The organism is Pseudomonas sp. R45(2017), from assembly GCF_002112305.1.
Taxonomy (GTDB): Bacteria; Pseudomonadota; Gammaproteobacteria; order Pseudomonadales; family Pseudomonadaceae; genus Aquipseudomonas; species Aquipseudomonas paraglycinae.
Map to the genome: position 1 here is coordinate 331267 of NZ_NEHH01000002.1, position 21671 is coordinate 352937.

The 21671-nt window shown below is 61.3% G+C and carries 19 protein-coding genes and 2 pseudogenes; 16 read left to right on the top strand and 5 right to left on the bottom strand.

Annotation, left to right across the window (positions count from 1 at the left end):
- The first annotated feature begins 60 nt into the window (after nt 1-60).
- The 10 genes from CAF74_RS05835 (at nt 61) to CAF74_RS05880 (ending at nt 12073) form a co-directional block, all read left to right on the top strand.
- On the top strand, nt 61-1698 hold the full coding sequence (locus tag CAF74_RS05835; protein WP_085745637.1) for an ABC transporter substrate-binding protein: 1638 nt from the start codon (nt 61-63) through the stop codon (nt 1696-1698).
- 47 nt (nt 1699-1745) lie between these two features.
- On the top strand, nt 1746-2702 hold the full coding sequence (locus CAF74_RS05840; protein WP_039768548.1) for an ABC transporter permease: 957 nt from the start codon (nt 1746-1748) through the stop codon (nt 2700-2702).
- A complete protein-coding gene (locus CAF74_RS05845) occupies nt 2699-3574 on the top strand; it encodes an ABC transporter permease (RefSeq protein ID WP_085603597.1) in 876 nt (291 codons plus the stop codon). Before CAF74_RS05840 ends, CAF74_RS05845 begins: the two co-directional genes overlap by 4 nt.
- 1 nt (nt 3575) lies before the next feature.
- On the top strand, nt 3576-5417 hold the full coding sequence (locus CAF74_RS05850; RefSeq protein WP_085745638.1) for an ABC transporter ATP-binding protein: 1842 nt from the start codon (nt 3576-3578) through the stop codon (nt 5415-5417).
- On the top strand, nt 5414-5722 hold the full coding sequence (locus tag CAF74_RS05855) for a (2Fe-2S)-binding protein (protein WP_085745639.1): 309 nt from the start codon (nt 5414-5416) through the stop codon (nt 5720-5722). The genes CAF74_RS05850 and CAF74_RS05855 overlap by 4 nt, the downstream gene beginning before the upstream one ends.
- On the top strand, nt 5704-7080 hold the full coding sequence (locus CAF74_RS05860) for an NAD(P)/FAD-dependent oxidoreductase (RefSeq protein ID WP_085745640.1): 1377 nt from the start codon (nt 5704-5706) through the stop codon (nt 7078-7080). The genes CAF74_RS05855 and CAF74_RS05860 overlap by 19 nt, the downstream gene beginning before the upstream one ends.
- Nucleotides 7077-8231, top strand: coding sequence for an FAD-binding oxidoreductase (locus CAF74_RS05865; protein ID WP_085745641.1), 1155 nt, complete (start codon nt 7077-7079; stop codon nt 8229-8231). Before CAF74_RS05860 ends, CAF74_RS05865 begins: the two co-directional genes overlap by 4 nt.
- Complete coding sequence (argE, locus tag CAF74_RS05870) at nt 8228-9385, top strand: acetylornithine deacetylase (RefSeq protein ID WP_085745642.1); 1158 nt, start codon at nt 8228-8230, stop codon at nt 9383-9385. Before CAF74_RS05865 ends, argE begins: the two co-directional genes overlap by 4 nt.
- A gap of 123 nt (nt 9386-9508) precedes the next feature.
- The gene (locus CAF74_RS05875) at nt 9509-10966 is read left to right on the top strand and encodes an NAD-dependent succinate-semialdehyde dehydrogenase (protein ID WP_085745643.1); all 1458 of its coding nucleotides are present in this window, start codon (nt 9509-9511) and stop codon (nt 10964-10966) included.
- Between the two features lie 27 nt (nt 10967-10993).
- Nucleotides 10994-12073 (top strand): tartrate dehydrogenase, encoded by a 1080-nt coding sequence (locus CAF74_RS05880; protein ID WP_085745644.1) that lies wholly within the window; start codon nt 10994-10996, stop codon nt 12071-12073.
- A gap of 54 nt (nt 12074-12127) precedes the next feature.
- On the opposite strand, the gene CAF74_RS05885 is transcribed toward CAF74_RS05880, so the two are convergent.
- Complete coding sequence (locus CAF74_RS05885; RefSeq protein WP_085745645.1) at nt 12128-13054, bottom strand: glyoxylate/hydroxypyruvate reductase A; 927 nt, start codon at nt 13052-13054, stop codon at nt 12128-12130.
- A gap of 286 nt (nt 13055-13340) precedes the next feature.
- On the opposite strand from CAF74_RS05885, the gene gabT reads away from it, so the two are divergent.
- The 3 genes from gabT (at nt 13341) to CAF74_RS05900 (ending at nt 15920) form a co-directional block, all read left to right on the top strand.
- On the top strand, nt 13341-14633 hold the full coding sequence (gabT, locus tag CAF74_RS05890) for a 4-aminobutyrate--2-oxoglutarate transaminase (protein WP_085745646.1): 1293 nt from the start codon (nt 13341-13343) through the stop codon (nt 14631-14633).
- A gap of 96 nt (nt 14634-14729) precedes the next feature.
- Complete coding sequence (locus tag CAF74_RS05895) at nt 14730-15386, top strand: 2-haloalkanoic acid dehalogenase (RefSeq protein WP_085745647.1); 657 nt, start codon at nt 14730-14732, stop codon at nt 15384-15386.
- 45 nt (nt 15387-15431) lie between these two features.
- Nucleotides 15432-15920 carry an Lrp/AsnC family transcriptional regulator gene (locus tag CAF74_RS05900; RefSeq protein ID WP_039768527.1) on the top strand — a complete coding sequence of 163 codons (489 nt, stop codon included), beginning with the start codon at nt 15432-15434 and terminating at the stop codon, nt 15918-15920.
- Nucleotides 15921-15981: 61 nt separating this feature from the next.
- Here CAF74_RS05900 and CAF74_RS05905 read toward each other — a convergent pair whose 3' ends face one another.
- Nucleotides 15982-17445 (bottom strand): aldehyde dehydrogenase family protein, encoded by a 1464-nt coding sequence (locus tag CAF74_RS05905; RefSeq protein WP_085745648.1) that lies wholly within the window; start codon nt 17443-17445, stop codon nt 15982-15984.
- A 228-nt stretch (nt 17446-17673) separates the two neighbouring features.
- Here CAF74_RS05905 and CAF74_RS05910 point away from each other — a divergent pair, with 228 nt between their 5' ends.
- Nucleotides 17674-18789, top strand: a complete 1116-nt coding sequence (locus CAF74_RS05910; RefSeq protein WP_085745649.1) for an aromatic ring-hydroxylating dioxygenase subunit alpha — start codon at nt 17674-17676, stop codon at nt 18787-18789.
- Nucleotides 18790-18886: 97 nt separating this feature from the next.
- A complete protein-coding gene (locus CAF74_RS05915; protein ID WP_085745650.1) occupies nt 18887-19087 on the top strand; it encodes a YbdD/YjiX family protein in 201 nt (66 codons plus the stop codon).
- A 48-nt stretch (nt 19088-19135) separates the two neighbouring features.
- Here CAF74_RS05915 and CAF74_RS29585 read toward each other — a convergent pair.
- A pseudogene (locus tag CAF74_RS29585) lies at nt 19136-19291 on the bottom strand (short-chain dehydrogenase); the annotation flags it as partial.
- On the opposite strand from CAF74_RS29585, the pseudogene CAF74_RS05920 reads away from it, so the two are divergent.
- Nucleotides 19262-19771, top strand: a pseudogene (locus CAF74_RS05920) (GlxA family transcriptional regulator); the annotation flags it as partial. The pseudogenes CAF74_RS29585 and CAF74_RS05920 sit on opposite strands and share 30 nt — an antisense overlap.
- 20 nt (nt 19772-19791) lie before the next feature.
- On the opposite strand, the gene CAF74_RS05925 reads toward CAF74_RS05920, so the two are convergent.
- Together CAF74_RS05925 and CAF74_RS05930 are read right to left on the bottom strand one after the other, a co-directional pair.
- Entirely contained in the window at nt 19792-20814 is a 1023-nt protein-coding gene (locus CAF74_RS05925) for a transketolase family protein (RefSeq protein WP_085745651.1), read from the bottom strand.
- On the bottom strand, nt 20811-21659 hold the full coding sequence (locus CAF74_RS05930; RefSeq protein WP_085646564.1) for a transketolase: 849 nt from the start codon (nt 21657-21659) through the stop codon (nt 20811-20813). The genes CAF74_RS05925 and CAF74_RS05930 overlap by 4 nt, the downstream gene beginning before the upstream one ends.
- Nucleotides 21660-21671: the final 12 nt, after the last annotated feature.

The window sequence follows — 21671 nt, forward strand, 5'->3', positions numbered from 1 at the left end:
CAGGACGTTCCGGCCAACCGGAACACTTGAGCCTTCTTAATTTCGACAGGTAGCACTGAAATGACTGATCACAAGAACGACTCACCTCTGATCTCGGGCGAAGCAAGCCTGCGGGTGTTCGAAGGCCTCAATCGCGGCATGTCACGCCGTCACGCGTTGCAAATGCTCGGTGTGGCCGGCGTAGCGGCTGCCGGCGCCGGCAGCCTGTTTGGTGCTGCCGGCAAACTGTTGGCCGACGATACGGCGACGCCGGGCAAAGGCAAGCCGGGTGGGCGGATACGTGTCGCCGGCATGTCCAGCTCCACGGCTGACACCCTCGACCCGGCCAAAGGTGCGCTGTCCACCGACTATGTGCGGCACTACATGTTCTACAACGGCCTGACCCGTTTCGACGCGCACCTGGTGCCGCAACTGGAACTGGCCGAGCGCATCGACAACACCGATGCGACCCTGTGGACGATCACCCTGCGCAAGGACGTGACGTTCCACAACGGCAAAACACTCAGCGCGGCCGACGTGGTGTTCTCGCTGTCACGACACAAGGATCCGCTGACCGGCTCCAAAGTCATGCCACTGATGGAGCAATTCGCCGAAATCAAGGCCACGGGGGCCAACGAAGTACAGATTCGCCTGACTGCACCGAACGCCGAATTGCCGTCGATTCTGGCCGTCTCGCATCTGCTGATCGTTCCCGAAGGCACCACTGACTTCAACCAGGGCATTGGTACCGGACCGTTCAAGGTCAAGGAGTTCAAACCGGGCGTACGTTCGGTGGCCGCACGCAACACCGGCTACTGGAAGCCTGGCCTGCCGTACCTCGACGAAATCGAATTCATTGCCATCGGCGACGAGCCGTCGCGGGTCAACGCGCTGCTGTCCGGCGACGTGCACATGATCAATGAGGTCAACCCGCGCTCCACCGACCGGATCAAGGCCAGCGCCAAACACCGGGTCGTTGATGCGCCGTCGGGCAACTACACTGATTTGATCATCCGTCAGGATCAGTTGCCCGGTCAGAACGCCGATTTCACCCAGGCGATGAAGTACCTGCTCGATCGCGAACAGATCAAGTCGGCGGTGTTTCGCGGCTTTGCCGTGGTCGGCAACGATCATCCGATCGCGCCCGGCTCGCGCTACTACAACAGCGACCTGCCGCAAACGGTCTACGACCCGGAAAAAGCCAAGTTCCTGCTGAAAAAAGCGGGCATGGAAAACATCAGCATGGAGCTGTTTGCGTCGCCTGCCGCAACGGGTTCCGTCGATATCGCAGTGCTGTTGCAGCAGTCGGCCAAACAGGCCGGGCTCAAACTCGACGTCAAGCGCCTGCCGAGCGACGGCTACTGGTCCAACCACTGGATGAAGCACCCGATCAGCTTCGGCAACATCAACCCACGTCCGAACGCCGACGTGATGTTCTCGCAGTTCTTCCAGTCGAAGGCGCCGTGGAACGAGTCCGGCTGGAAGAACGAGCAGTTCGACCAGTTGCTGATGCTCGCCCGCGGTGAAACCGACGATGCCAAGCGCGGCAAGATGTACGCGGACATGCAGACTCTGGTGCACGACCACTGTGGCATCGGCATACCGGTGTTCATCAGCAACATCGACGGCGTCGATCAACGGATCAAGGGCTACGGCAGCAACCCGCTCGGCGGCTTCATGGGTTACATGTTCGCCGAGCAGGTCTGGCTGGACGCTTGAACAGAGCCGTCGAAATGAACGGCAAGCCAGGTGCAGGAGGGTAGGCGATGAATAGCAGCACACTGTGGTTGATCGGTCGACGGCTGGGCGCCGCGATCGTGACTTTGTTGATCGTATCGATGGTCGTGTTCGCGATCACGGCGGTACTGCCTGGAGACGCGGCACAACAATCCCTTGGCCAGTTTGCCACCCCGGAACAGGTGGCGGCGCTGCGCCTGAAACTGGGACTCGATCAACCCGGTGTGGTGCGTTACCTGCACTGGTTGATGAGCCTGCTCAGTGGCGATATGGGCGTGTCGGTATCGAACGCGATGCCGGTTGTCGAGCTGATGGCCGGGCGTGTGCCCAACACCCTGATGCTGGCGGCCGCCACGGCGCTGGTGTCGGTGCCGGTGGCGCTGGTTCTCGGCATCGGCTCGGCGATGGGCCGGGGCGGGCGGATCGACAGTGTCCTGAGTTTCACCACCCTGGCCATGGTCGCGGTGCCGGAGTTTCTGGTGGCGACCCTTGCGGTGCTGATCTTTGCGGTAAACCTGGGCTGGTTGTCGGCGCTGTCCTATGCCAGTGACATCACTTCACCGTGGCAATTCATGCGCACCTACGCCTTGCCGGTGATGACGCTGTGCTGCGTGATCGTTGCGCAAATGGCGCGGATGACACGCGCGGCAGTGATCGACCAGCTCGACAGCCCCTACGTGGAAATGGCCCGGCTCAAAGGCGTCAGTCCGATGCGCATCGTACTGCGCCACGCTTTGCCCAATGCCATCGGGCCGATTGCCAATGCGATTGCGCTGAGCCTGTCGTATCTGCTCGGCGGGGTGGTGATTGTTGAAACCATCTTCAACTATCCCGGCATCGCCAGCCTGATGGTCGATGCCGTGACCAACCGTGACATGGCACTGGTGCAGGCCTGCACCATGTTGTTCTGTACGGCTTATCTGGGTCTGGTGCTGATTGCCGACCTGTGCGCGATTCTGTCCAATCCGAGGCTGAGAAACCAATGAACAATCTCATTGTGAAATCGACGCCTGCGGCCCCCGATCTGTCAGCCGGCAAGGTGTCTCACGGTCCCGTGTGGCTGGGACTCATCGGCGCGGCCATCTGCGTTATCTGGTTGCTGGTTGCGTTATTCGGCCCGTGGCTGGCGCCGCATCCGGTCGGCGAGGTGGTCTCGGGCAACGTGTTCGACAACATCAGCGCGGTGTACCCGTTCGGCACTGATTATCTGGGCCGCGACATGCTCAGCCGGGTGCTCGTCGGCGCGCGCTTCACCGTGGGCCTGGCGTTGATTGCGGCGGTGCTGGCCAGTGCGCTGGGCACCGGTTGCGCGCTGCTGTCGGTGGTGTCGCCGAAATGGCTGGACGAAGTGATCAGCCGCTTGATGGACGCCTTTATCTCGATCCCGAGCAAGATGCTCGCGTTGATCATGGTTTCGGCGTTCGGCTCTTCAGTGACCCTGCTGATCAGCACGGCAGTGTTGAGCTTCGCCCCGGGCGCGTTCCGTATCGCGCGCAGCATGGCGGTGAACATCGAAGCGCTGGAGTACGTGCAGGTCGCCCGAACCCGTGGCGAGCGGCGTTTGTACATTGCTTGCGTGGAGATCCTGCCGAACATGCTCAACCCGGTGCTGACTGACTTGGGCTTGCGGTTCGGTTTCATCGTGCTGCTGCTCAGCGGCATGAGTTTTCTCGGGCTGGGCGTGCAACCGCCGGATGCCGACCTCGGCTCGCTGGTGCGGGAAAACATCGGCGGCCTCAATCAGGGCGCCCCGGCCATCGTCATCCCGGCGCTGGCCATCGGCACCCTGACCATCGGCGTGAATCTGTTTATCGACAGATTGTCGTCGCGACGTAGTCGCCGCACGGGAGGCCATTGAAATGACCCAATTGATTCGAGTTGAAGACCTGCGCGTGGTCGCTTGCGGCGAGCACGGGGAAACCGAAATCGTCAAAGGCGTGAGCTTTGCCCTGGAACAAGGTGAAGTGCTGGCGTTGATCGGCGAATCGGGCTCGGGCAAGACCACAATTGCCCTCGCTCTGTTGGGGTACGCCCGACGGGGCTGTCGGTTGTCCGGCGGCGTGGTACAGGTCGGCGAGCACGACATGCTCGCGCTCAGCGAGCAGCAATTGCAGGGCCTGCGCGGTAATCGGGTGTCGTATATCGCGCAGAGCGCTGCGGCGGCTTTCAACCCGGCGAAGAAGCTGATCGACCAAGTGGTGGAGGGCGCCTTGATTCACGGCCTCGGCACCCGCGCCACCCTTGAGGCCAAGGCCATTGAGCTGTTCCGCGATTTGGCCCTGCCAGACCCGGATCACATCGGCCAGCGTTACCCGCATCAGGTGTCCGGCGGGCAACTGCAGCGGGTGATGGCGGCAATGGCGCTGATCAGTGATCCGTTGCTGGTCATCCTCGACGAACCGACCACGGCGCTCGATGTGACGACCCAGATCGACGTGTTGCGTGCGTTCAAGCGCGTGGTGCGTGACCGTGGCGCGACAGCGGTGTATGTGTCCCATGACCTGGCCGTGGTGGCGCAAATGGCGGATCAGATCGTCGTGCTCAATGGCGGTCAGATATACGAACAAAGCGCTACGGCGGCGCTCCTCAAAGGCCCGAGTCATGAATACACCCGCAGTCTGCTGGCGGCCGCGCGGCCGGACACGACGATCCGCCCACCTTGCGGAATTGCCGAAGAAACTCCGCTGCTGACCATTCGCGGCCTGACCGCCGGTTACGGCAACAAGAACACCCAGGGCATGCCGGCCATTCGTGTACTGGAAGACATTGATCTGACCGTGCGCCGGGGCCAGGCGATTGGTGTGATCGGCGAGTCGGGGTCGGGCAAGTCAACGCTGGCCCGCGTGGTGGCCGGCTTGCTGACGCCGGCATTGGGCGGGCTGACCTTTGACGGGCAACCGCTGGGCGGTTGTCTGTCCGAACGCAGCGACGAGCAATTCCGGCGAATCCAGATGGTGTTCCAGAACGCCGACACGGCGCTCAATCCGATGCACAGCATCAGCACGATTCTGAGTCGGCCGCTGAAGATGTATTTCAACCTCAAAGGCGCGGCGTTGCGCGAGCGTATCGGCGAATTGCTGGATCTGGTGCGCCTGCCGCGAGCCTTGGCCGAGCGTCGTCCGAGCGAGTTGTCCGGCGGGCAGAAACAGCGGGTGAACCTGGCGCGGGCACTGGCGGCCAAACCCGATCTGATCCTTTGCGATGAAGTGACCTCGGCGCTGGACACCGTGGTCGGTGCAGCGATTCTTGAATTGCTCCGCGACTTGCGTGAGCAGCTCGGCGTGTCCTACCTGTTCATCAGTCATGACATCTCCACCGTGCGCGCGCTGTGCGATGACGTGGTGGTGATGTACAGCGGCCACAAGGTTCAGGCCGGCAGCCGCCAGTCGTTTGCGCAGGCGCCGTTCCATCCCTACACCGATCTGTTGATTCACTCGGTGCCGGAGCTGCGCCAGGGCTGGCTGGAAACCTGCGGGACGACTTGCGGCGAACTGCCGCCCATCGGGCCCAAAGCCAATGTCGCCGAGCTGTGCACCTTCCTCAATCGCTGCCCGGTGCGCGTCGATGGCCTGTGCAACCGTACGGCACCCAACCGCCGAATCATCGACGGTGGCAGTGAAATTCTTTGCCACCACGACAGCGTCGAACTGCTGAAAACCCAGCGGGACGTGACCACCTTCAATCAGGGAGCCTATGCATGAGCGCTCGTTTTGTGAGACTGGCCGAGCAGGGCCGGGTGACCGTCGGGTTGACCGTGGATGGCGTGCCCATCAAGGCGTTGCAGGGCGACACACTGATGGTCGCATTGCTCACTCAGGGCGATGCGCTACGCCAGTCGGAATTCGATGCCGGTCGACGTGCCGGGTTCTGCCTGATGGGTGCCTGCCAGGATTGCTGGGTGTGGACGCGCAGCGGCGAACGTCTGCGTGCGTGCTCCAATGAAGTCCGTGAAGGGCTGGATCTCGTCACCACACAACCGGAGGCGACATGGCCACTGCACGGGTAGTTATCGTCGGCGCCGGCCCTGCGGGGATTCGCTGCGCCGAGACGTTGGTGAAGGCCGGCTTCAAACCGGTCCTGATCGATGAAAATCGCCGCGACGGCGGCCAGATCTATCGGCGCCAACCCGAAGGTTTCACCCGCGACTACCGCGCGCTGTACGGCACTGAAGCGGCCAAGGCGCGCGACCTGCACGAGAGTTTCGAGCGCTTGCGCCCACACATCGATTACCGGCCCGACACGCTGGTGTGGAATCTGGTGCCCAGGCAGTTGAGCTGCGTCAGTCAGGGTCACCATACGACGGTGGACTTCGACGCGTTGATCCTGTGCACCGGCGCCACGGACCGTTTGATGCCCATTGAAGGCTGGCAGCTGGCGGGCACCTACAGCCTCGGCGGGGCGCAAATCGCGCTCAAGTCGCAGGCGGTTTCCATCGGCCATCGCGTGGTGTTCATGGGCAGTGGTCCACTGCTGTATCTGGTGGCCAGCCAGTACGTGAAGGCCGGCGCCAACGTCGCCGCGGTGCTCGATACCTCGCCACTGAGCAAACGCATCGTCGCGCTGCCGAAGATGCTCGCGCGGCCCGGGGTGTTGCTCACCGGGATGAAGCTGTTGGCGCAGTTGTACCAGGCGAAAATACCGGTGCATCTGGGGATCAAGCCGGAGCTGATATCGGGAGATGCCACCCACGGCGTCAGTGGCGTGCGCGTGCGCTCAGCCAAGGGCGAAACCCTGGACATCGAGTGCGATGCCGTGGCCCTGGGGTATCACTTGCGTCCGGAAACCCAGCTGGCCGATCTGGCCGGGTGCCGCATGCGTTTTGATGAAGCGTCCGGCCAATGGTGGCTGGCGCTTGATGAAGAGGGCCGCACGTCGGTCAGCGGTGTGTATGCCGCCGGCGACGGCGCAAAGATCCGCGGTGCCGATGCGGCTGAACATGCCGGACGTCTGGTGGCGATGGCGCTGCTGGAGGATCAGCAACAACCGGTGGATGCCGGTTTGCGCGCAGAGCAACGGCGTGCACTGGCGGTGATGGATCAGTTCCGCCTCGGTCTGGCGCAGGCATTTCCCTGGCCCGCCGAACAGGCCGGGGCGTTGCCGGATTCGGCGATCGTCTGTCGCTGCGAGATGATCAGCGCGGGCGAACTGCGCCGTACGGTCAGTGAAAAAGGCGCGTGTGAAGTCAATCGGGCCAAGGCTTTCAGTCGGGTCGGCATGGGCCGCTGCCAGGGCCGCTACTGCTCGCAGGCCGGCGCCGAAGTGATTGCCGCCGCGGCCGGCGTCAATGTGCAGCAGGTCGGCCGTCAACGCGGTCAGGCCCCCGTCAAACCGTTACCGATGGTGATCATCGAGGAGCCGTCATGAACCCGCAGAAAAGTGATGTATTGATTATCGGCGGCGGCATCATGGGTGCGGCGTCAGCGTTTTTCCTGCGCCAGCGCGGGCACTCCGTGACGCTGCTCGAGCGCGACCTGATTGGCCAATACGCCAGCGGCGTCAACTTCGGCAACGTGCGGCGTCAGGGTCGTTATCTGGGGCAACTGGAGCTGGCCAACCGTTCCTTTGCGCTGTGGAAGCGCTTGCCGGAGCTGATTGACGACGATCTGGAGTTCATCGCCAGCGGCCACATGCGTGTGTGTTACCGCGAAGACGAAATTGCCGAGCTCGAGGCGTATGCCGCTGCACCGGAGGCGGCGCAACTGGATCTGCAGGTCTATCGCGGCACTGAACTGCACCGGCGCTTTCCGTTTCTGGGGCCGGACGTGAAGGGGGGCTCCTACGCACCGCACGACGGTCACGCCAACCCGCGTCTGGCGGCGCCGGCATTTGCCCGGGCGGCGCGGCGGATCGGTGCGCGTATCGAAGAACAGACCGAAGTGGCCCAGGTGCAGAAAACCGCAGGCGAGTTCAGCGTCACCACCACCGATGGCCGGCAATATCGCGCCGCACAACTGCTGATCACCGCCGGGGCCTGGGGCGAGAAACTGTCCGCGCAGTTCGGCGAACCGGTTCCGCTGGACACCCATGGCCCGCAGATGGCGGTGACGGAACCGGTGCCGTACGCCTTGCCGACGGTGATCGGCGTGTTCACCAAGATCCCTGAGGAAGTCATTTATTTCCGGCAGATTCCGCGCGGCAACATCATCATTGGCGGCGGCTATCGCAGCAAACCGGACATGCTCAATCGCCGCGCCTATGTCGAGCCGCGCAGCATCCTCAACCAGATCCGGCAAATGCGCCGACTGCTGCCGGGCGTCGGCAATCTGAACATCATCCGGGTCTGGAGCGGCATCGAAAGCTATCTGCCGGACTCGCTGCCGATCATGGGGCCAAGCGGTACGGTCGATGGCCTGTATTACGCGTTCGGCTTCTGTGGCCATGGCTTCCAGTTGGGGCCGGGCGTCGGTGACGTCATGGCTGAATTGATCAGTACCGGCAGTACCTCCACGTTGATTGAACCCTTTTCCATACGCCGGTTCGCCCCCTTGGCCGAACAACGGAGCAAAGCTTCATGAAACCCCGTGTACTGGAGATTCTCAAACGATTGATTGCGTTCGATACCGTGTCGTCGGAATCGAACATGGCGTTGATCGAGTACGTTCGCGAGCTGCTGCTGAGCAAGGGCATCGAGTCGCTGATCGTCAAGGACGAAAGCGGCAAGAAGGCCAATCTGTTTGCCAGTACCGGTCCGAAAGACCAACCGGGCATTCTGCTGTCCGGACACACCGACGTGGTGCCAGCAGCGGGGCAGGCGTGGACGGTTCCACCGTTCCAGGTGACGGAGCAGAACGGGCGGATTTACGGGCGCGGCAGTTGCGACATGAAAGGCTTTATCGCGCTGGCCATCGACGCGATGCTTGACGCTGCTGAACATTCCCTCAGCCGTCCGCTGCAACTGGCGCTGTCACACGACGAGGAAATCGGCTGCGTTGGCGTGCGGCGTTTGCTCGATGTGCTGCACCTGGCGCCGGTGCGGCCGTTCCTGTGCCTGATCGGCGAACCGACCAACATGCAGTTTGTGCTGGGGCACAAGGGCAAGGGCTCGTACCGCACCTATTGTCGGGGGCTGGAGGCGCATTCTTCGCTGGCGCCGCGCTCGATCAACGCGATCCACTTGGCCTGCGATTTCATTGCAGCGTTGCGTGAATCCCAGCGTCAACTGCAGGAGCAGGGCGCCCGGGATGCCGATTACGACGTGCCTTACACCACCGTGCACGTGGGCCAGATCGGCGGTGGCCGGGCGCTGAATATCGTGCCGAATCTGTGCACGGTGGATTTTGAAGTGCGCAATTTGCCGGCCGATGATCTGGAACAGATCCTCGCGCAGATGCAGGAGCGTGCCGAGGTGATCGTGCGCGAGGCGCAGAAGCTCTCGAGTGTGGCAGCCATCGAGATTGAAACGGTCAACGTCTATCCCGGACTGGACACCCATCCGAGCGTCGAAGCGGTACGGTTCCTGAAAAATTTCGCGGCGCCGGATACTGCGACGTCCAAGGTTTCGTTCGGTACGGAAGGCGGGTTGTTCAAGCAGCGTCTGGATGTGCCGGTGGTTGTCTGCGGGCCAGGTTCGATCGAGCAGGCGCACAAGCCCGACGAGTTTATCGAGATCAGTCAGATGGAAGCGGGGGAGCGCTTTCTGGAGGGTTTGCTCGGTTCGCTGAAACGATAGAAAACAGCAGTTCTGCTGTTCCACCGCCAATTTCAGCAGCCGACACTGTCCGCTACGCGCTTTCAGCATCCTCATCCGTCGAGTCTCCCTAGACTGGAATCTGTCTCGGATCAGGACTCGACCATGCTCAAGAATCGTTTGAAAGACCCCGGTCTTCTCGCAGAACTCGCTTATGTGAACGGCCAGTGGATCGGCGCCGATGACCGCGCGACCCTGGATGTCGTCGACCCGGCCAGCGGCGAATTGATCGGCCGCGTGCCCGCCATGCAAGGTGTGGAAACCCGACGCGCCATCGATGCCGCCGAGCGGGCCTGGCCCGCCTGGCGGGCACGACCGGCCGCCGAACGTGCGGCGCTGCTGGAACGTTGGTATCAGGCGATGATCGACAACCTCGACGATCTGGCGCTGATCATGACCTGCGAACAAGGCAAGCCGCTGAACGAAGCCGAAGGTGAAATCCGCTACGGCGCGGGTTTCGTCAAATGGTTTGCCGAAGAGGCTCGGCGGATTTACGGCGAAACCATGCCGGCGCCCAGCGGCGACCGCCGACTGTTGACCCTCAAGCAACCGGTGGGGGTCTGCGCGGCGATCACGCCCTGGAACTTCCCCAACGCAATGATTACCCGCAAGTGTGCACCGGCCCTGGCGGCGGGGTGCCCGATCATCGTCAAACCGTCGGATCTGACGCCGCTGTCAGCGCTGGCGTTGGCGGTGTTGGCTGAGCGCGTCGGCATTCCGGCCGGGGTGTTCAATGTGCTGACCGGTATGCCCGCCGGGATTGGCGAAGAGCTGACCGGCAACCCGACGGTGCGCAAGATTTCTTTCACCGGTTCCACAGCGGTGGGTCGTTTGCTGATGCGCCAGAGTGCCGAACACATCAAGCGATTGAGCCTGGAGCTCGGCGGCAACGCACCGTTCATTGTGTTTGACGACGCTGATCTTGAGCAGGCGATTACCGGGATCATGCTGAGCAAGTTTCGCAACGCCGGGCAGACCTGCGTCTGCGCCAACCGGATTCTGGTACAGAACGGCATTTACCCGCGTTTTGCCCAGCGTCTGGTCGAGGAAGTCGGCAAGCTCAAGGTCGGCAATGGCCTGCAAGACAACGTGACCATCGGCCCGCTGATCAACAAGGCGGCCGTGAGCAAGGTGGCCCGCCACATCGATGATGCCTTGAGTCAGGGCGCGCAGCTGCTTTGCGGCGGCGTTCCCGAGGGTGACAGTCAATTTGTGCAACCGACGGTGCTTGGCGATGCCCACGCCGGCATGCTCCTGGCCAACGAAGAAACCTTCGGCCCGGTCGCGCCGCTGATGCGGTTCACCGACGAAGCCGAAGCCTTGGCGCTGGCCAACGCCACGCCGTTTGGCCTCGGCGCGTATTACTTCACTCAAGATTTGCGTCGCTCATGGCGTTTCGGCGAAGCGCTGGAATTCGGCATGGTCGGCCTCAACACCGGAATCATCTCCATGGAAGTCGCGCCGTTCGGCGGCATCAAGCAATCGGGGCTGGGCCGTGAAGGCAGCAAATACGGTCTTGACGAATACCTTGAAGTCAAAGCCTTCCACATCGGCGGCTTGTAACTTCACAACAACGGGGAGCCACAACTGATGAGCAAGGTCTTCAAGATCGCCGCGATTGCCGGCGACGGGATTGGCAAGGAAGTGCTGCCCGAGGGGCTGCGGGTGCTGGAGCAGGCCGCGAAAAAATGGCAGCTGGACTTGAGCATTGAAGTGCTCGACTGGGCGCATTGCGATTACTACCTGGAACACGGGCAGATGATGCCCGAGGACTGGTTCGAACAGCTCAAGGGCTTCGACGCGATTTACTTCGGCGCCGTGGGCTGGCCGGAGAAAGTGCCGGACCATATTTCCCTGTGGGGGTCGCTGCTGAAATTCCGTCGCGACTTCGACCAGTACGTGAATATCCGCCCGGTGCGCTTGTTCCCCGGGGTGCCATGCCCGTTGGCCGGGCGCGAACCGGGGGACATCGATTTCGTGGTGATTCGCGAGAACACCGAAGGTGAATATTCATCGGTCGGCGGCAAGATGTTCGAAGGCACCGAGCATGAGTTCGTGCTGCAGGAATCGGTGTTCACCCGCCGGGGTGTCGACCGGATTCTCAAGTTCGCCTTCGACCTGGCCCAGACCCGGCCACGCAAGCGCCTGACCGCAGCGACCAAGTCCAACGGCATTTCGATCAGCATGCCTTATTGGGACGAGCGCACCGCGCTGATGGCTGCGCAGTACCCGCAGGTGACGTGGGACAAGCAGCACATCGATATCTTGTGCGCGCGCTTCGTTCTGCAACCGGATCGGTTCGATGTGGTGGTGGCGTCGAACCTGTTCGGCGACATCCTCTCCGACCTCGGGCCGGCGTGTGCCGGAACCATCGGCATTGCGCCGTCGGCCAACCTTGATCCGCAGCGACGTTTTCCGTCGCTGTTCGAGCCGGTGCATGGTTCGGCGCCGGACATCTATGGGCAGAACATCGCCAACCCGATTGCGATGATTTGGTCCGGGGCGCTGATGCTCGATTTCCTGGGCAACGGTGACGAGCGTTATCGCGCAGCACACGACGGGATCCTGCAGGCGATCGAGCGGGTGATCGCCGAGGGCCCGATCACCCCGGACCTGGGCGGGAAGGGCTCGACCCAGGATGTCGGCAGGGCCATCGCCGAGTTCCTCTGAAGCATCGTCATCCTCTGCACGAGTGAGCCTGCTCGCTCGTGCAGAGGGTCTGAATCAGTAACCTTTGCTGCGGTCGATCTGACCGCTCATGGACTCGCCGCGCTCGAAGCGGCGGATGTTTTCCAGCAGGACAGCAAATGCGCTTTCCGGCTGGGTCATCGCCGCGATATGCGGCGTCAGCAGAATCTGCGGATGGCCCCAGAAGGGATGATCCGCCGGCGCCGGTTCGTTCTGCACCACATCCAGCACCGCGCCGCTCAGTTGCCCGCTGTCCAGCGCCTGGAGCAAGTCTTCTTCCACCAGATGCCCACCGCGCCCCATGTTGATCAGGGCCGCGCCACGCGGTAATTGCCGAAACAACTCACGATTGAGAATGCCACGGGTCTGCTCGGTCAGCGGCAATACGCAAATCAAAATGTCGCACTGGCTCAGAAACGCCGGCAGTTGCTCGCGACCGGCAAAGCACTCGACGCCGGCAATCCGATGCGCACTGCGCGCCCAGCCCTTGAGGGCAAAGCCTAGTGGCTGCAAGGTGGCGAGAATCTGCTGCGCCTGAGTACCGAGGCCCATCACCCCCACCCGACGCTGATGCGCCGGCTGCAGCAGGTGCGCCTGCCAACACCGCGCGATCTGCTGCTGGCGATAGCGCAACATGTCCCGGTGCAAAGCGAGCACGGCAAAACTGGCGTACTCGCACATGCCTTGGGTGATCCCGGGATCGAGCAGGCGCACCACCGGAAGACTTGGCGGGATACGGCTCAGGTCCAGTTGATCGACGCCGGCCGACAACGCGAATAACACCTGCAGATTCGGCAGCACCGTCTGCAGATCTTCTGGCGCCTGCCACGCCGCCAGGTATTTGATGTCTGCGGGATCGCCGATGTCCGGCCAGGCGCGCCATTCGATGTCCGGGGCATGTTCGGCGAACAGTGCTTTCCACCGTTCGCCGCGCACGGGGTCAGCTTTGTAGAGCAGGGCCATGGTCAATTCCTGAGGAGGTTGAAGGTGCTCCCATCATCGCCCAACGCCAGAGCAGGATCTGTCGAAAGCAGCGCTGCGAACACTGCGCGCCACGTCATATACGCACGCGCCCGGCAGATTCGGCGGCCTGAAGGAATCTGCCGTTTGGCAGGGTGAAAACAGTCGATCCGGATTTCTCAGGGGCCAAGTTCGGCGTAGTTCGTTCCGCACAAGTCTTAATCTTAAGACCCTGTGTAACCACCTCCTGCATTCACTCCGGGCTGCCGGACTTACGAAGGGAAATGCCATGAACAGCCAAGTCGACCAAACGCCTCATTTACTCCGTCAGCGTGATCAGTTCGTGCCACGCGGACTGGTCACCGCTCATCCACTGGTGATTGATCGCGCCCAAGGGGCTGAATTGTGGGACGTGGACGGTCAGCGTTACCTGGATTTCGTCGGCGGCATCGGCGTGCTGAACATTGGCCATAACCATCCAAAAGTGGTTGCAGCGGTGCAGGCCCAATTGCAAAAAGTTTCGCACGCCTGTTTTCAGGTGGTGGCCTACAAGCCGTATCTGGATCTGGCCCAGCGTTTGTGCGAAATGATAGGCGGCGAGGAACACTACAAAGCGGCGTTCTTCACCTCCGGTGCCGAAGCCGTGGAGAACGCGGTCAAAATCGCCCGCGCTCACACCAACCGCTCTGCGGTGATCTCCTTCCGCGGCGGTTTCCATGGACGCACCTTGCTCGGCACCACGCTGACCGGCATGAGCCAGCCCTACAAACAGAACTTCGGGCCATTCGCGCCGGAGGTGTTTCATACGCCCTATCCAAATGCCTATCGCGGCGTTACTAGCGAAATGGCGCTCAAGGCGCTGGACGAGTTGCTCGCCACTCAGGTTGCGCCTGAGCGGGTTGCGGCGATCATCATTGAGCCTGTGCAGGGCGACGGTGGTTTCCTTGCGGCGCCGGCACAGTTTCTTCAGGCATTGCGCGAGTTGACCCACAAGCACGGCATCGTGCTGATCCTCGATGAAATCCAGACCGGATTCGGCCGCACCGGCAAGTGGTTCGGTTTCCAGCACGCCGGCATCCAGCCTGACCTGGTCACCGTCGCCAAGAGTCTGGCCGGGGGGCTACCGTTATCGGGCGTGGTCGGCAGAGCTGAAATCATGGATTCGCCACTGCCCGGAGGCCTCGGCGGCACCTACGGCGGCAATGCACTTTCCTGCGCCGCGGCCCTGGCGGTGATCGACGCTTACGAAGAAGAGAAACTGCTCGAACGTGGCGATGCATTGGGCAAGCGCTTGCGTGAAGGTTTGCTGCAGTTGCAGCGCCGTCACCCGCAAATCGGTGACGTACGTGGCACCGGTTTCATGCTGGCCATCGAGCTGATCAAGAACGATGAAGCGCGCTCCCCGGACGCTGATCTGAACCAGCGTGTGATTGATGAAGCGCGCAAAGGTGGCTTGCTGGTGATCAAGTGCGGCGTTTATCGCAACGTCCTGCGCTTCCTCGCGCCACTGGTGACGACCGAAGCGCAGATCGATGAAGCGTTGCAGATTCTGCAGGCTGCATTGGCACGGGTATTGAACTGATGTCCGCCGGGTTCAGCGGCGCGGTCGCTGGCCAGCGTCGCTGAACCTTTTTGGCGCACGGATTGATGAAACGCATCATCGGAGGCGGTGTACACCATGGGGCTGACTGATTATCGAGCACTGCTCATCGATTGCGACGAAGTCCTGGTTGACCGTGATTCGGGTGTCTGGACAGCGCTGCAGCCGTTGCTCGACAGCCGGGGCGGGCGCCCGGACAAGGAACAGGTGCTGGGCGAATTTCGCGAGGTGGTGCAGGGGCTCTATCCGCGCTTTGCCGAACTGGGCTTCAGTGGATTGCTGTGTTTTGCCCATCGCCAATTGGCCGAGCGCTGGAGCCTGAAAGCCAGTTGGGAGGAGGGCATGAGTTTCGCGCGCTCTGCTGCCAACTGGTCATTGTTCGAAGACGCGCCGGGAGCGATGCTGTACTTGCGCAAGTTTTATCGCCTGTTGGTGGTGGGCGACCGGGATGCCGAGGATCGCGCCGTGTTGTGCGAGCATCTGGGGATTGTGGCCGATGACTTTATTTCGCTGGCCAGCGATCCGCTGCGGGACGAGGACTGGTTGAATGCCAACGAGCTGAAGCCGGAGCACATTCTGCGGGTGACCCGACCCGCTGCGCGCGGCGTGGCGCTGACCGATGTGTGTCTGATCGGGCGCGAACGGGGCCAACAGCCGACCCCGTGTGCTGCGGATTATTGCATCAACAGCATGGCTGATCTGGTCGCACAGCATCAGCAGTGTTTACGGCGCTGATTTTGCTAGTAGATTGTCCTACAAATGGCAGTCAAGAGGTTCGCAATGGAAGGTTTAGTCAAACTGGACCGCATCGACATCAGTATCCTGGTTGAGTTGCAGAGGGACGGGCGCATGACCAATGTCAGCCTGGCCGATGCCGTGGGATTGTCGGCCAGCCCCTGTCTGCAACGGGTCAAACGGCTGGAATCGGCCGGGTACATTTCCAGCTACAAGGCACACCTGAACCTGGCGAAGATCACCGAATCGGTAACGGTCTTCACCGAAATCACCCTGAGTGACCACAAGCGCGAAGACTTCGCCAAGTTCGAGTCGAACATTCGGCTGGTGGATGAGGTGCTCGAGTGCCATTTGATCAGTGGTGGCTACGATTATCTGGTGCGCTTCATGACGCGCAGTATTCAGCACTATCAGGAAGTGATTGAAAGCCTGCTGGATAAAAACATCGGCATTTCCAAGTACTTCAGCTACATCGTTATCAAGTCCCCGGTGCTCAAGGACGGTGTGCCGTTGCGCAAGTTGTTGCGGCACTGAAGTTCCCTACATCCATCAGGTGCGAACCAACAGGGGACAGCTGACTGTCCCCCATTGTGTGCTAGCCACCAAAGCCCACGATGGCTTTGGTTTCAAGATATTCCTCAAAGCCGTAGACACCAAATTCACGACCGTTGCCCGATCGTTTGTAGCCACCGAACGGGGCCATGGGATTCCAGGCCGGGTGGTTGAGCAGTACTTGTCCTGCGCGGATGCGTGAGGCAACGGCGCGTGCCTGATCAAGGTCGCGGGATTGAACGTGAGCGCTCAGTCCATACACCGTGTCGTTGGCGATCGCGACAGCCTCATCGAGCGTTTCATAGGCAATGATGCACAGCACTGGCCCGAAGATTTCCTCCTGGGCAATGCGCATGCTCGAATCAACCTCGGAAAAGACAGTCGGTCGGGCATAGAAGCCCGTTTCATGACCAGGCACGCGGCCTGGTCCGCCGCAGACGAGTTTGGCCCCTTCATTCAGGCCCGATTCGATCATGGCTTGCACGCGCTTGAACTGAGCCTCATTGGCTATCGGACCGAGTACCGTTTCTTCAGATTGTGGATCCCCCACGATGATCGCGTTGGCGGTTGCAGCGGCCAGCGCCTCGACTTCCGCGAGCCGGTCCCTGGGTACGATCATTCTGGTCGGGGCGCTGCAGGATTGCCCGACGTTGCGAAACGCCGTCATCACGCCCAGTGGCACGACGTTGGCGAAGTCGGCATCGGGCAGCAGCACGTTGGGTGACTTGCCGCCCAGTTCCTGGGTGACGCGTTTCACTGTAGGAGCGGCCGCCTGTGCGACCAGCGCACCTGCGCGGTTTGATCCGGTGATCGAAATCATATCGATATCCGGGTGCGCAGCCATGGCGCCGCCGACCTCGGGGCCCGTGCCATTGACCAGGTTGAAGACACCCGGTGGCAGGCCGGCGTCATGCACCAGTTGGGCGAAAAGAAGGGCGCTCAACGGTGACAGTTCGCTGGGCTTCAGCACCACCGTGCATCCGGCCGCAATCGCTGGAGCCACCTTGGCGGTGATTTGATAAAGCGGCCAGTTCCAAGGGGTGATGAGACCGCAGACACCGATGGGTTCGCGTTCAATCGCGGTGCCGCCTTCAACCGTCTGGAAGCGATAGGTGGACAGCAGATCACGGGCAATCCGAACGTGTTCGGCCGCCAAAGGCACTTGCATCGCTCGGGCAAAACCGATGGCAGCACCCATTTCCTGAGAGAGCGCCTGCGCAAGCGGCTCTTTTCGCTCAAGGATCAGGTCGTAAATCTTGCCAAGAAAACCCGCGCGCGCTTCGGCGGAGGTCGCAGACCAGTGAGGAAACGCCACACGCGCCGCAGCGACGGCCCGATCAACGTCTGCAGCCGACCCGCTGGCGACCTCTGCAACTACGCTTTCAGTCGCCGGATTGACCACGGGCAAACTGCCAGGCGTTGCCGGCGAACACCAGCCACCATTGATATAAAACTGTCGAGACGTATGCGAATCCACGGCGTAGGTATTCGAAGATTGTGTTGTCATCCAACTAGCTCCTTAAAGGACTGATGGGGGCTGTTAACAGCAGGGGGGAGGGAGGGAAGAGCAGCGCCAGGGCACCGGTACATGCGGTGTCCTGTGGTTTGAATAAGCTAACAAAAGGGCTCAGTCGAAATATGCCGTTCTTGAAGTCGGCAAGGGATAATCTGCTGTATCTCAGGGGCGGACGTTGTCTCTGTTTTATCTTTCCAACCTGACAGGTCGCACGCATTCATGCTCACCAATCTCTGGTACGTCGTTCTTCCATCGTCGCAGTTGACTGACGGACTTATGCCGGTTCGTTTGCTCGGACAGCCTTTTGTTGCGTTCCGTGATGACGCTGGCGTCGCTCACGTGCTTTCGGATGTTTGCGTGCATCGCGGCGGATCGTTGTCGGGCGGCAGAAGGGTGGGCAACAGTGTGCAATGCCCCTATCACGGCTGGCGATTTGGGGCGGATGGGGTTTGCACGCATATACCTGCGCAGCCGGACCTGCGAATTCCCGCGAAGGCCCGCGTCGACGCCTATCCGACGCTGGAGCGTTACGGCTGGATCTGGGCATTTCTAGGAGACCTGCCTGAGCCTGAGCGTCCGCCGCTACCCACACTCGACTGGATCGACGATCCTGCCGTGCGGGTGGTATCAGGCCATTTTGACTGGGAGGCCAGTTGGGACCGGATTATTGAAAACGGCCTCGATTTTGCGCATGCACCGTTTGTTCATGGCTCAACTTTTGGCGATCCGGATCATCCCGAGATTGAATCGTTTGAAGTCGAAAGCGATGCGTGGAGCGGCAGCGCACAGATGCTCATGCGCAGGCCTGCGCGCAAAGGGATGTTACGGCGAAAATCATCCACCGAGTTTGTCAGTGTGGTCACTGTGCCGGGGTTTCATTTGTCTGGTCCGTGCACGACGCTAGAGCTTGAATTACCCAATGGATGGCGGATCTACATCGTCTCGGCGCATGTCCCGATTGACGCCAATCGCACGCGAACCTGGTGGATGATGGGCAGAACATTCCTGCGTTCCCGACTGCTTGATCGCAGGTTCATTGCCAGCAATATCCGTATTTTCGAGCAAGATCACGCGGTGCTGAAAAACGTTCGGCCCGAGCGCGTGCCGGACTCGTTTCAGCAGGAGGTTTCATTGAAATCCGATGCGCTGCAAATTGCCTTTCGCAGAGGCGTGCAGGCACTGGAACTGCGTGGCTGGCGAATCGATGAAGAACGTCTCGCGCGCACGTTTACGGGGCGTATGGCGTGCGCAGTTCCCAGCCCCGAACGTCGTCATGTTCGCGCTTGGGCGATTGAGCCCATTCCCTTGGTGGACGTTACCCACGAACGAGAATAGAGGGGTGTCGATCTGGCACTCAGACACATGCCAGATACAAATGCCTTGCAGAATGGGACGGCACATCTGCAACGCCAGTCCAGAAGGAAACGCGCAAATGAAGTTCAAGCTGAATCTCTTCAACAATTGGGTACGCCAGATGGCACGCTTGATGGTGGGCATGCCTGATTACGATAACTATGTGGCACTCCGAACCGCCAGTCATCCAGGCGAGCCGGTAATGACCTACAAAGAATTTTTCGAGGAGCGGCAAAAAGCCCGTTACGGCGGACGGCAATGCACGACGCGTTGCTGCTGATTGGGTCCTCAGCGCGCTCGTCGTCCATCGCCTTCAGATCTCCTCCTCTATGACTTTCTGGGCGACGGCCTTGATTTGCTGCGGGTCATTGATGTCCAGCTGGACGGTGTCGATTCCCGGATTGGCCCGAGCAATCTCATCCAGCAGGGCCTGGCGACGGCCCGCGATGATGACCTGATTGCCGCGCTGGACATGGCGTTGGGCATGGTGGAAAAGGATCTGGGCACGGACATGGCCCGGTCGGTGGCGCACAAACTGGTCATGCATCAACGGCGTTTGGGTGGGCAGTCCCAGCATTCGGAACTGCTTGCGCTTGCTCCAAAGTCGGACCGTATTCAAAGCGCGCTGGAGTATGCGCGCACGCACCTGGACCGCCCGCTCAGCGTGGAGGAACTTGCCGACGTCGTGCACTTGAGTCCCAGACAATTCACCCGGGTATTTACTGCCGAGACAGGCCAGTCACCGGCCAAGGCTGTTGAAAGCCTGCGTCTGGAGGCCGCTCGCGTGATGATCGAGCAAAGTCGTCACAGCCTGGATCGCGTGGCGAAGGAAACGGGGTTTCGAGACCGTCGCCACATGCGCGAAGTATTCATGCGAGGGTTTGGCGTTCCGCCGCAGGCAGTTCGACGGGATGCCAGGCGGATCGGCCAGGAGAATCCATCTGATCGGGGCGCTCATCCGTAAGCACCCCTATCAGCCAGCGGTCAAAGCCAGGACTTGATTTGCGCGCAGACGGCGTCGGTGGAAATGCCGTAGCGATCATGCAGTGTCGGCAGCGCGCCGGCGTCGAGGAAGGCGTCGGGCAACGCGATCTGCCTGAACGTCGGCGTCACTCCGTTGCGCAGCAGTACCCCGGCAACCGCTTCACCCAGCCCGCCAATAATCGAGCTGTTTTCTGCGGTAACCACCAGCCGGCCAGACTTGCGGGCCTCGGCGAGAATGGTCTGTTCATCCAGCGGTTTGATCGTCGGCACATGTAGCACGGCGACATCGACGCCATCAGTCTGCAGCGCCTTGGCGGCCTCCAATGCGCGCATGGTCATCAAACCGGTCGAGATGATCAGGACATCGTTGCCGGTGCGCAGGGTCTTGGCCTTGCCGATCTCGAATTGATACCCGTACTCATCCAGCACCAGCGGCACGTTGCCGCGCAGCAGCCGCATGTAGACCGGCCCCTGATGCGCGGCGATGGCGGGCACGGCCTGTTCGATTTCCAGTGCGTCACAAGGGTCGACGATCATCAGGTTGGGCATCGCCCGGAAGATCGCCAGGTCATCGGTGGCCTGGTGGCTGGGGCCGTAGCCGGTGGTGAGGCCGGGTAATCCGCAAACGATTTTGACGTTTAGGTTTTCCTCGGCGATCGCCATGCAGATGAAGTCATAGGCGCGGCGCGAGGCGAACACCGCATACGTGGTGGCGAACGGTACGAAGCCTTCGCGGGCCATGCCTGCGGCCGCACTCATGAGCAACTGTTCGGCCATGCCCATCTGATAGAAGCGCTCGGGATGGGCCTTGGCGAAAATGTGCAGGTCGGTGTACTTGGACAGGTCAGCGGAAAGGCCGACGATGTCCGGACGCTGATCTGCCAGTGCAGCCAATGCATGGCCAAAAGGTGCTGAGCGGGTGGCTTGGCCTTCAGAGGCAATCGAGGCAATCATCGCCGAGGTGGTCAGGCGCTTCTTGATCGGTTCGCCAGTCGAGGTCGGCGTGTTGGCGGCGTTGCTCATTGGTTTTTTCCTTCTTCAAGCGTGGTCAGTGCCAGATCCCATTCGTGTTCGTCGACGCGAATGAAATGGGTCTTTTCGCGGTTTTCGAGGAAGGGCACACCTTTGCCCATGGTGGTGTCGCAGATGATCACCCGTGGCTGAGCGCCGGGGTGGTGGCGGGCGGCATCGAAGGCTTCGACCAGTGCGTCCAGATCATTGCCGTCGACGCGCTGGGTGAACCATCCGAACGCTTTCCAGCGATCCACGATGGGTTCGAACGACAGGATCTCGCTGGAGTGGCCGTCTGCTTGCTGATTGTTGACGTCGACGATGGCGATCAGGTTGTCGAGCTTCCAGTGCGAGGCCGACATCACGGCTTCCCAGGTCGAACCTTCGTTCAGCTCGCCGTCCGACAGCAGGTTGTAGACGAACGATGTCGAGCCCTTGCGCTTGAGACCCAGGCAGGCCCCGACGGCGATGCCCAGCCCCTGACCCAGCGAACCACCGGTGATTTCCATGCCCGGCGTGTAGGCAGCCATGCCCGACATCGGCAGTCGGCTGTCATCCGAGCCGTAGGTTTCAAGCTCATCCAGCGGAATGATCTCGGCTTCGATCAGCGCCGCGTACAGCGCAATCGCGTAGTGACCGATCGACAGATAGAAACGATCACGCGGCTCCCACGCCGGGTCTTCGGGACGATAACTCAGCGCATGGAAGTAGGCGACCGCGAGCAGGTCGGCGGCACCGAGGGCCTGACCGACGTAGCCCTGGCCTTGCACCTGGCCCATGCGCAAGGCATGGCGGCGAATGTTGTGGGCGCGCTCGGCCAGCGTCTGGGGTGTTGTGAATGAAAGGTTGGCAGTCATGGTGAATTCTCC

What these genes read in the sequence shown, in the direction of transcription:
- CAF74_RS05915 (WP_085745650.1), top strand. Translation starts at nt 18,887, where the DNA reads ATGAAGTTCAAGCTGAATCTCTTCAACAATTGGGTACGCCAGATGGCA.
- CAF74_RS05865 (WP_085745641.1), top strand. Translation starts at nt 7,077, where the DNA reads ATGAACCCGCAGAAAAGTGATGTATTGATTATCGGCGGCGGCATCATG.
- CAF74_RS05910 (WP_085745649.1), top strand. Translation starts at nt 17,674, where the DNA reads ATGCTCACCAATCTCTGGTACGTCGTTCTTCCATCGTCGCAGTTGACT.
- CAF74_RS05855 (WP_085745639.1), top strand. Translation starts at nt 5,414, where the DNA reads ATGAGCGCTCGTTTTGTGAGACTGGCCGAGCAGGGCCGGGTGACCGTC.
- CAF74_RS05845 (WP_085603597.1), top strand. Translation starts at nt 2,699, where the DNA reads ATGAACAATCTCATTGTGAAATCGACGCCTGCGGCCCCCGATCTGTCA.
- CAF74_RS05875 (WP_085745643.1), top strand. Translation starts at nt 9,509, where the DNA reads ATGCTCAAGAATCGTTTGAAAGACCCCGGTCTTCTCGCAGAACTCGCT.
- CAF74_RS05905 (WP_085745648.1), bottom strand. Translation starts at nt 17,445, where the DNA reads ATGACAACACAATCTTCGAATACCTACGCCGTGGATTCGCATACGTCT.
- argE (WP_085745642.1), top strand. Translation starts at nt 8,228, where the DNA reads ATGAAACCCCGTGTACTGGAGATTCTCAAACGATTGATTGCGTTCGAT.
- CAF74_RS05900 (WP_039768527.1), top strand. Translation starts at nt 15,432, where the DNA reads ATGGAAGGTTTAGTCAAACTGGACCGCATCGACATCAGTATCCTGGTT.
- CAF74_RS05840 (WP_039768548.1), top strand. Translation starts at nt 1,746, where the DNA reads ATGAATAGCAGCACACTGTGGTTGATCGGTCGACGGCTGGGCGCCGCG.
- CAF74_RS05835 (WP_085745637.1), top strand. Translation starts at nt 61, where the DNA reads ATGACTGATCACAAGAACGACTCACCTCTGATCTCGGGCGAAGCAAGC.
- gabT (WP_085745646.1), top strand. Translation starts at nt 13,341, where the DNA reads ATGAACAGCCAAGTCGACCAAACGCCTCATTTACTCCGTCAGCGTGAT.
- CAF74_RS05895 (WP_085745647.1), top strand. Translation starts at nt 14,730, where the DNA reads ATGGGGCTGACTGATTATCGAGCACTGCTCATCGATTGCGACGAAGTC.
- CAF74_RS05925 (WP_085745651.1), bottom strand. Translation starts at nt 20,814, where the DNA reads ATGAGCAACGCCGCCAACACGCCGACCTCGACTGGCGAACCGATCAAG.
- CAF74_RS05880 (WP_085745644.1), top strand. Translation starts at nt 10,994, where the DNA reads ATGAGCAAGGTCTTCAAGATCGCCGCGATTGCCGGCGACGGGATTGGC.
- CAF74_RS05885 (WP_085745645.1), bottom strand. Translation starts at nt 13,054, where the DNA reads ATGGCCCTGCTCTACAAAGCTGACCCCGTGCGCGGCGAACGGTGGAAA.
- CAF74_RS05930 (WP_085646564.1), bottom strand. Translation starts at nt 21,659, where the DNA reads ATGACTGCCAACCTTTCATTCACAACACCCCAGACGCTGGCCGAGCGC.
- CAF74_RS05860 (WP_085745640.1), top strand. Translation starts at nt 5,704, where the DNA reads ATGGCCACTGCACGGGTAGTTATCGTCGGCGCCGGCCCTGCGGGGATT.
- CAF74_RS05850 (WP_085745638.1), top strand. Translation starts at nt 3,576, where the DNA reads ATGACCCAATTGATTCGAGTTGAAGACCTGCGCGTGGTCGCTTGCGGC.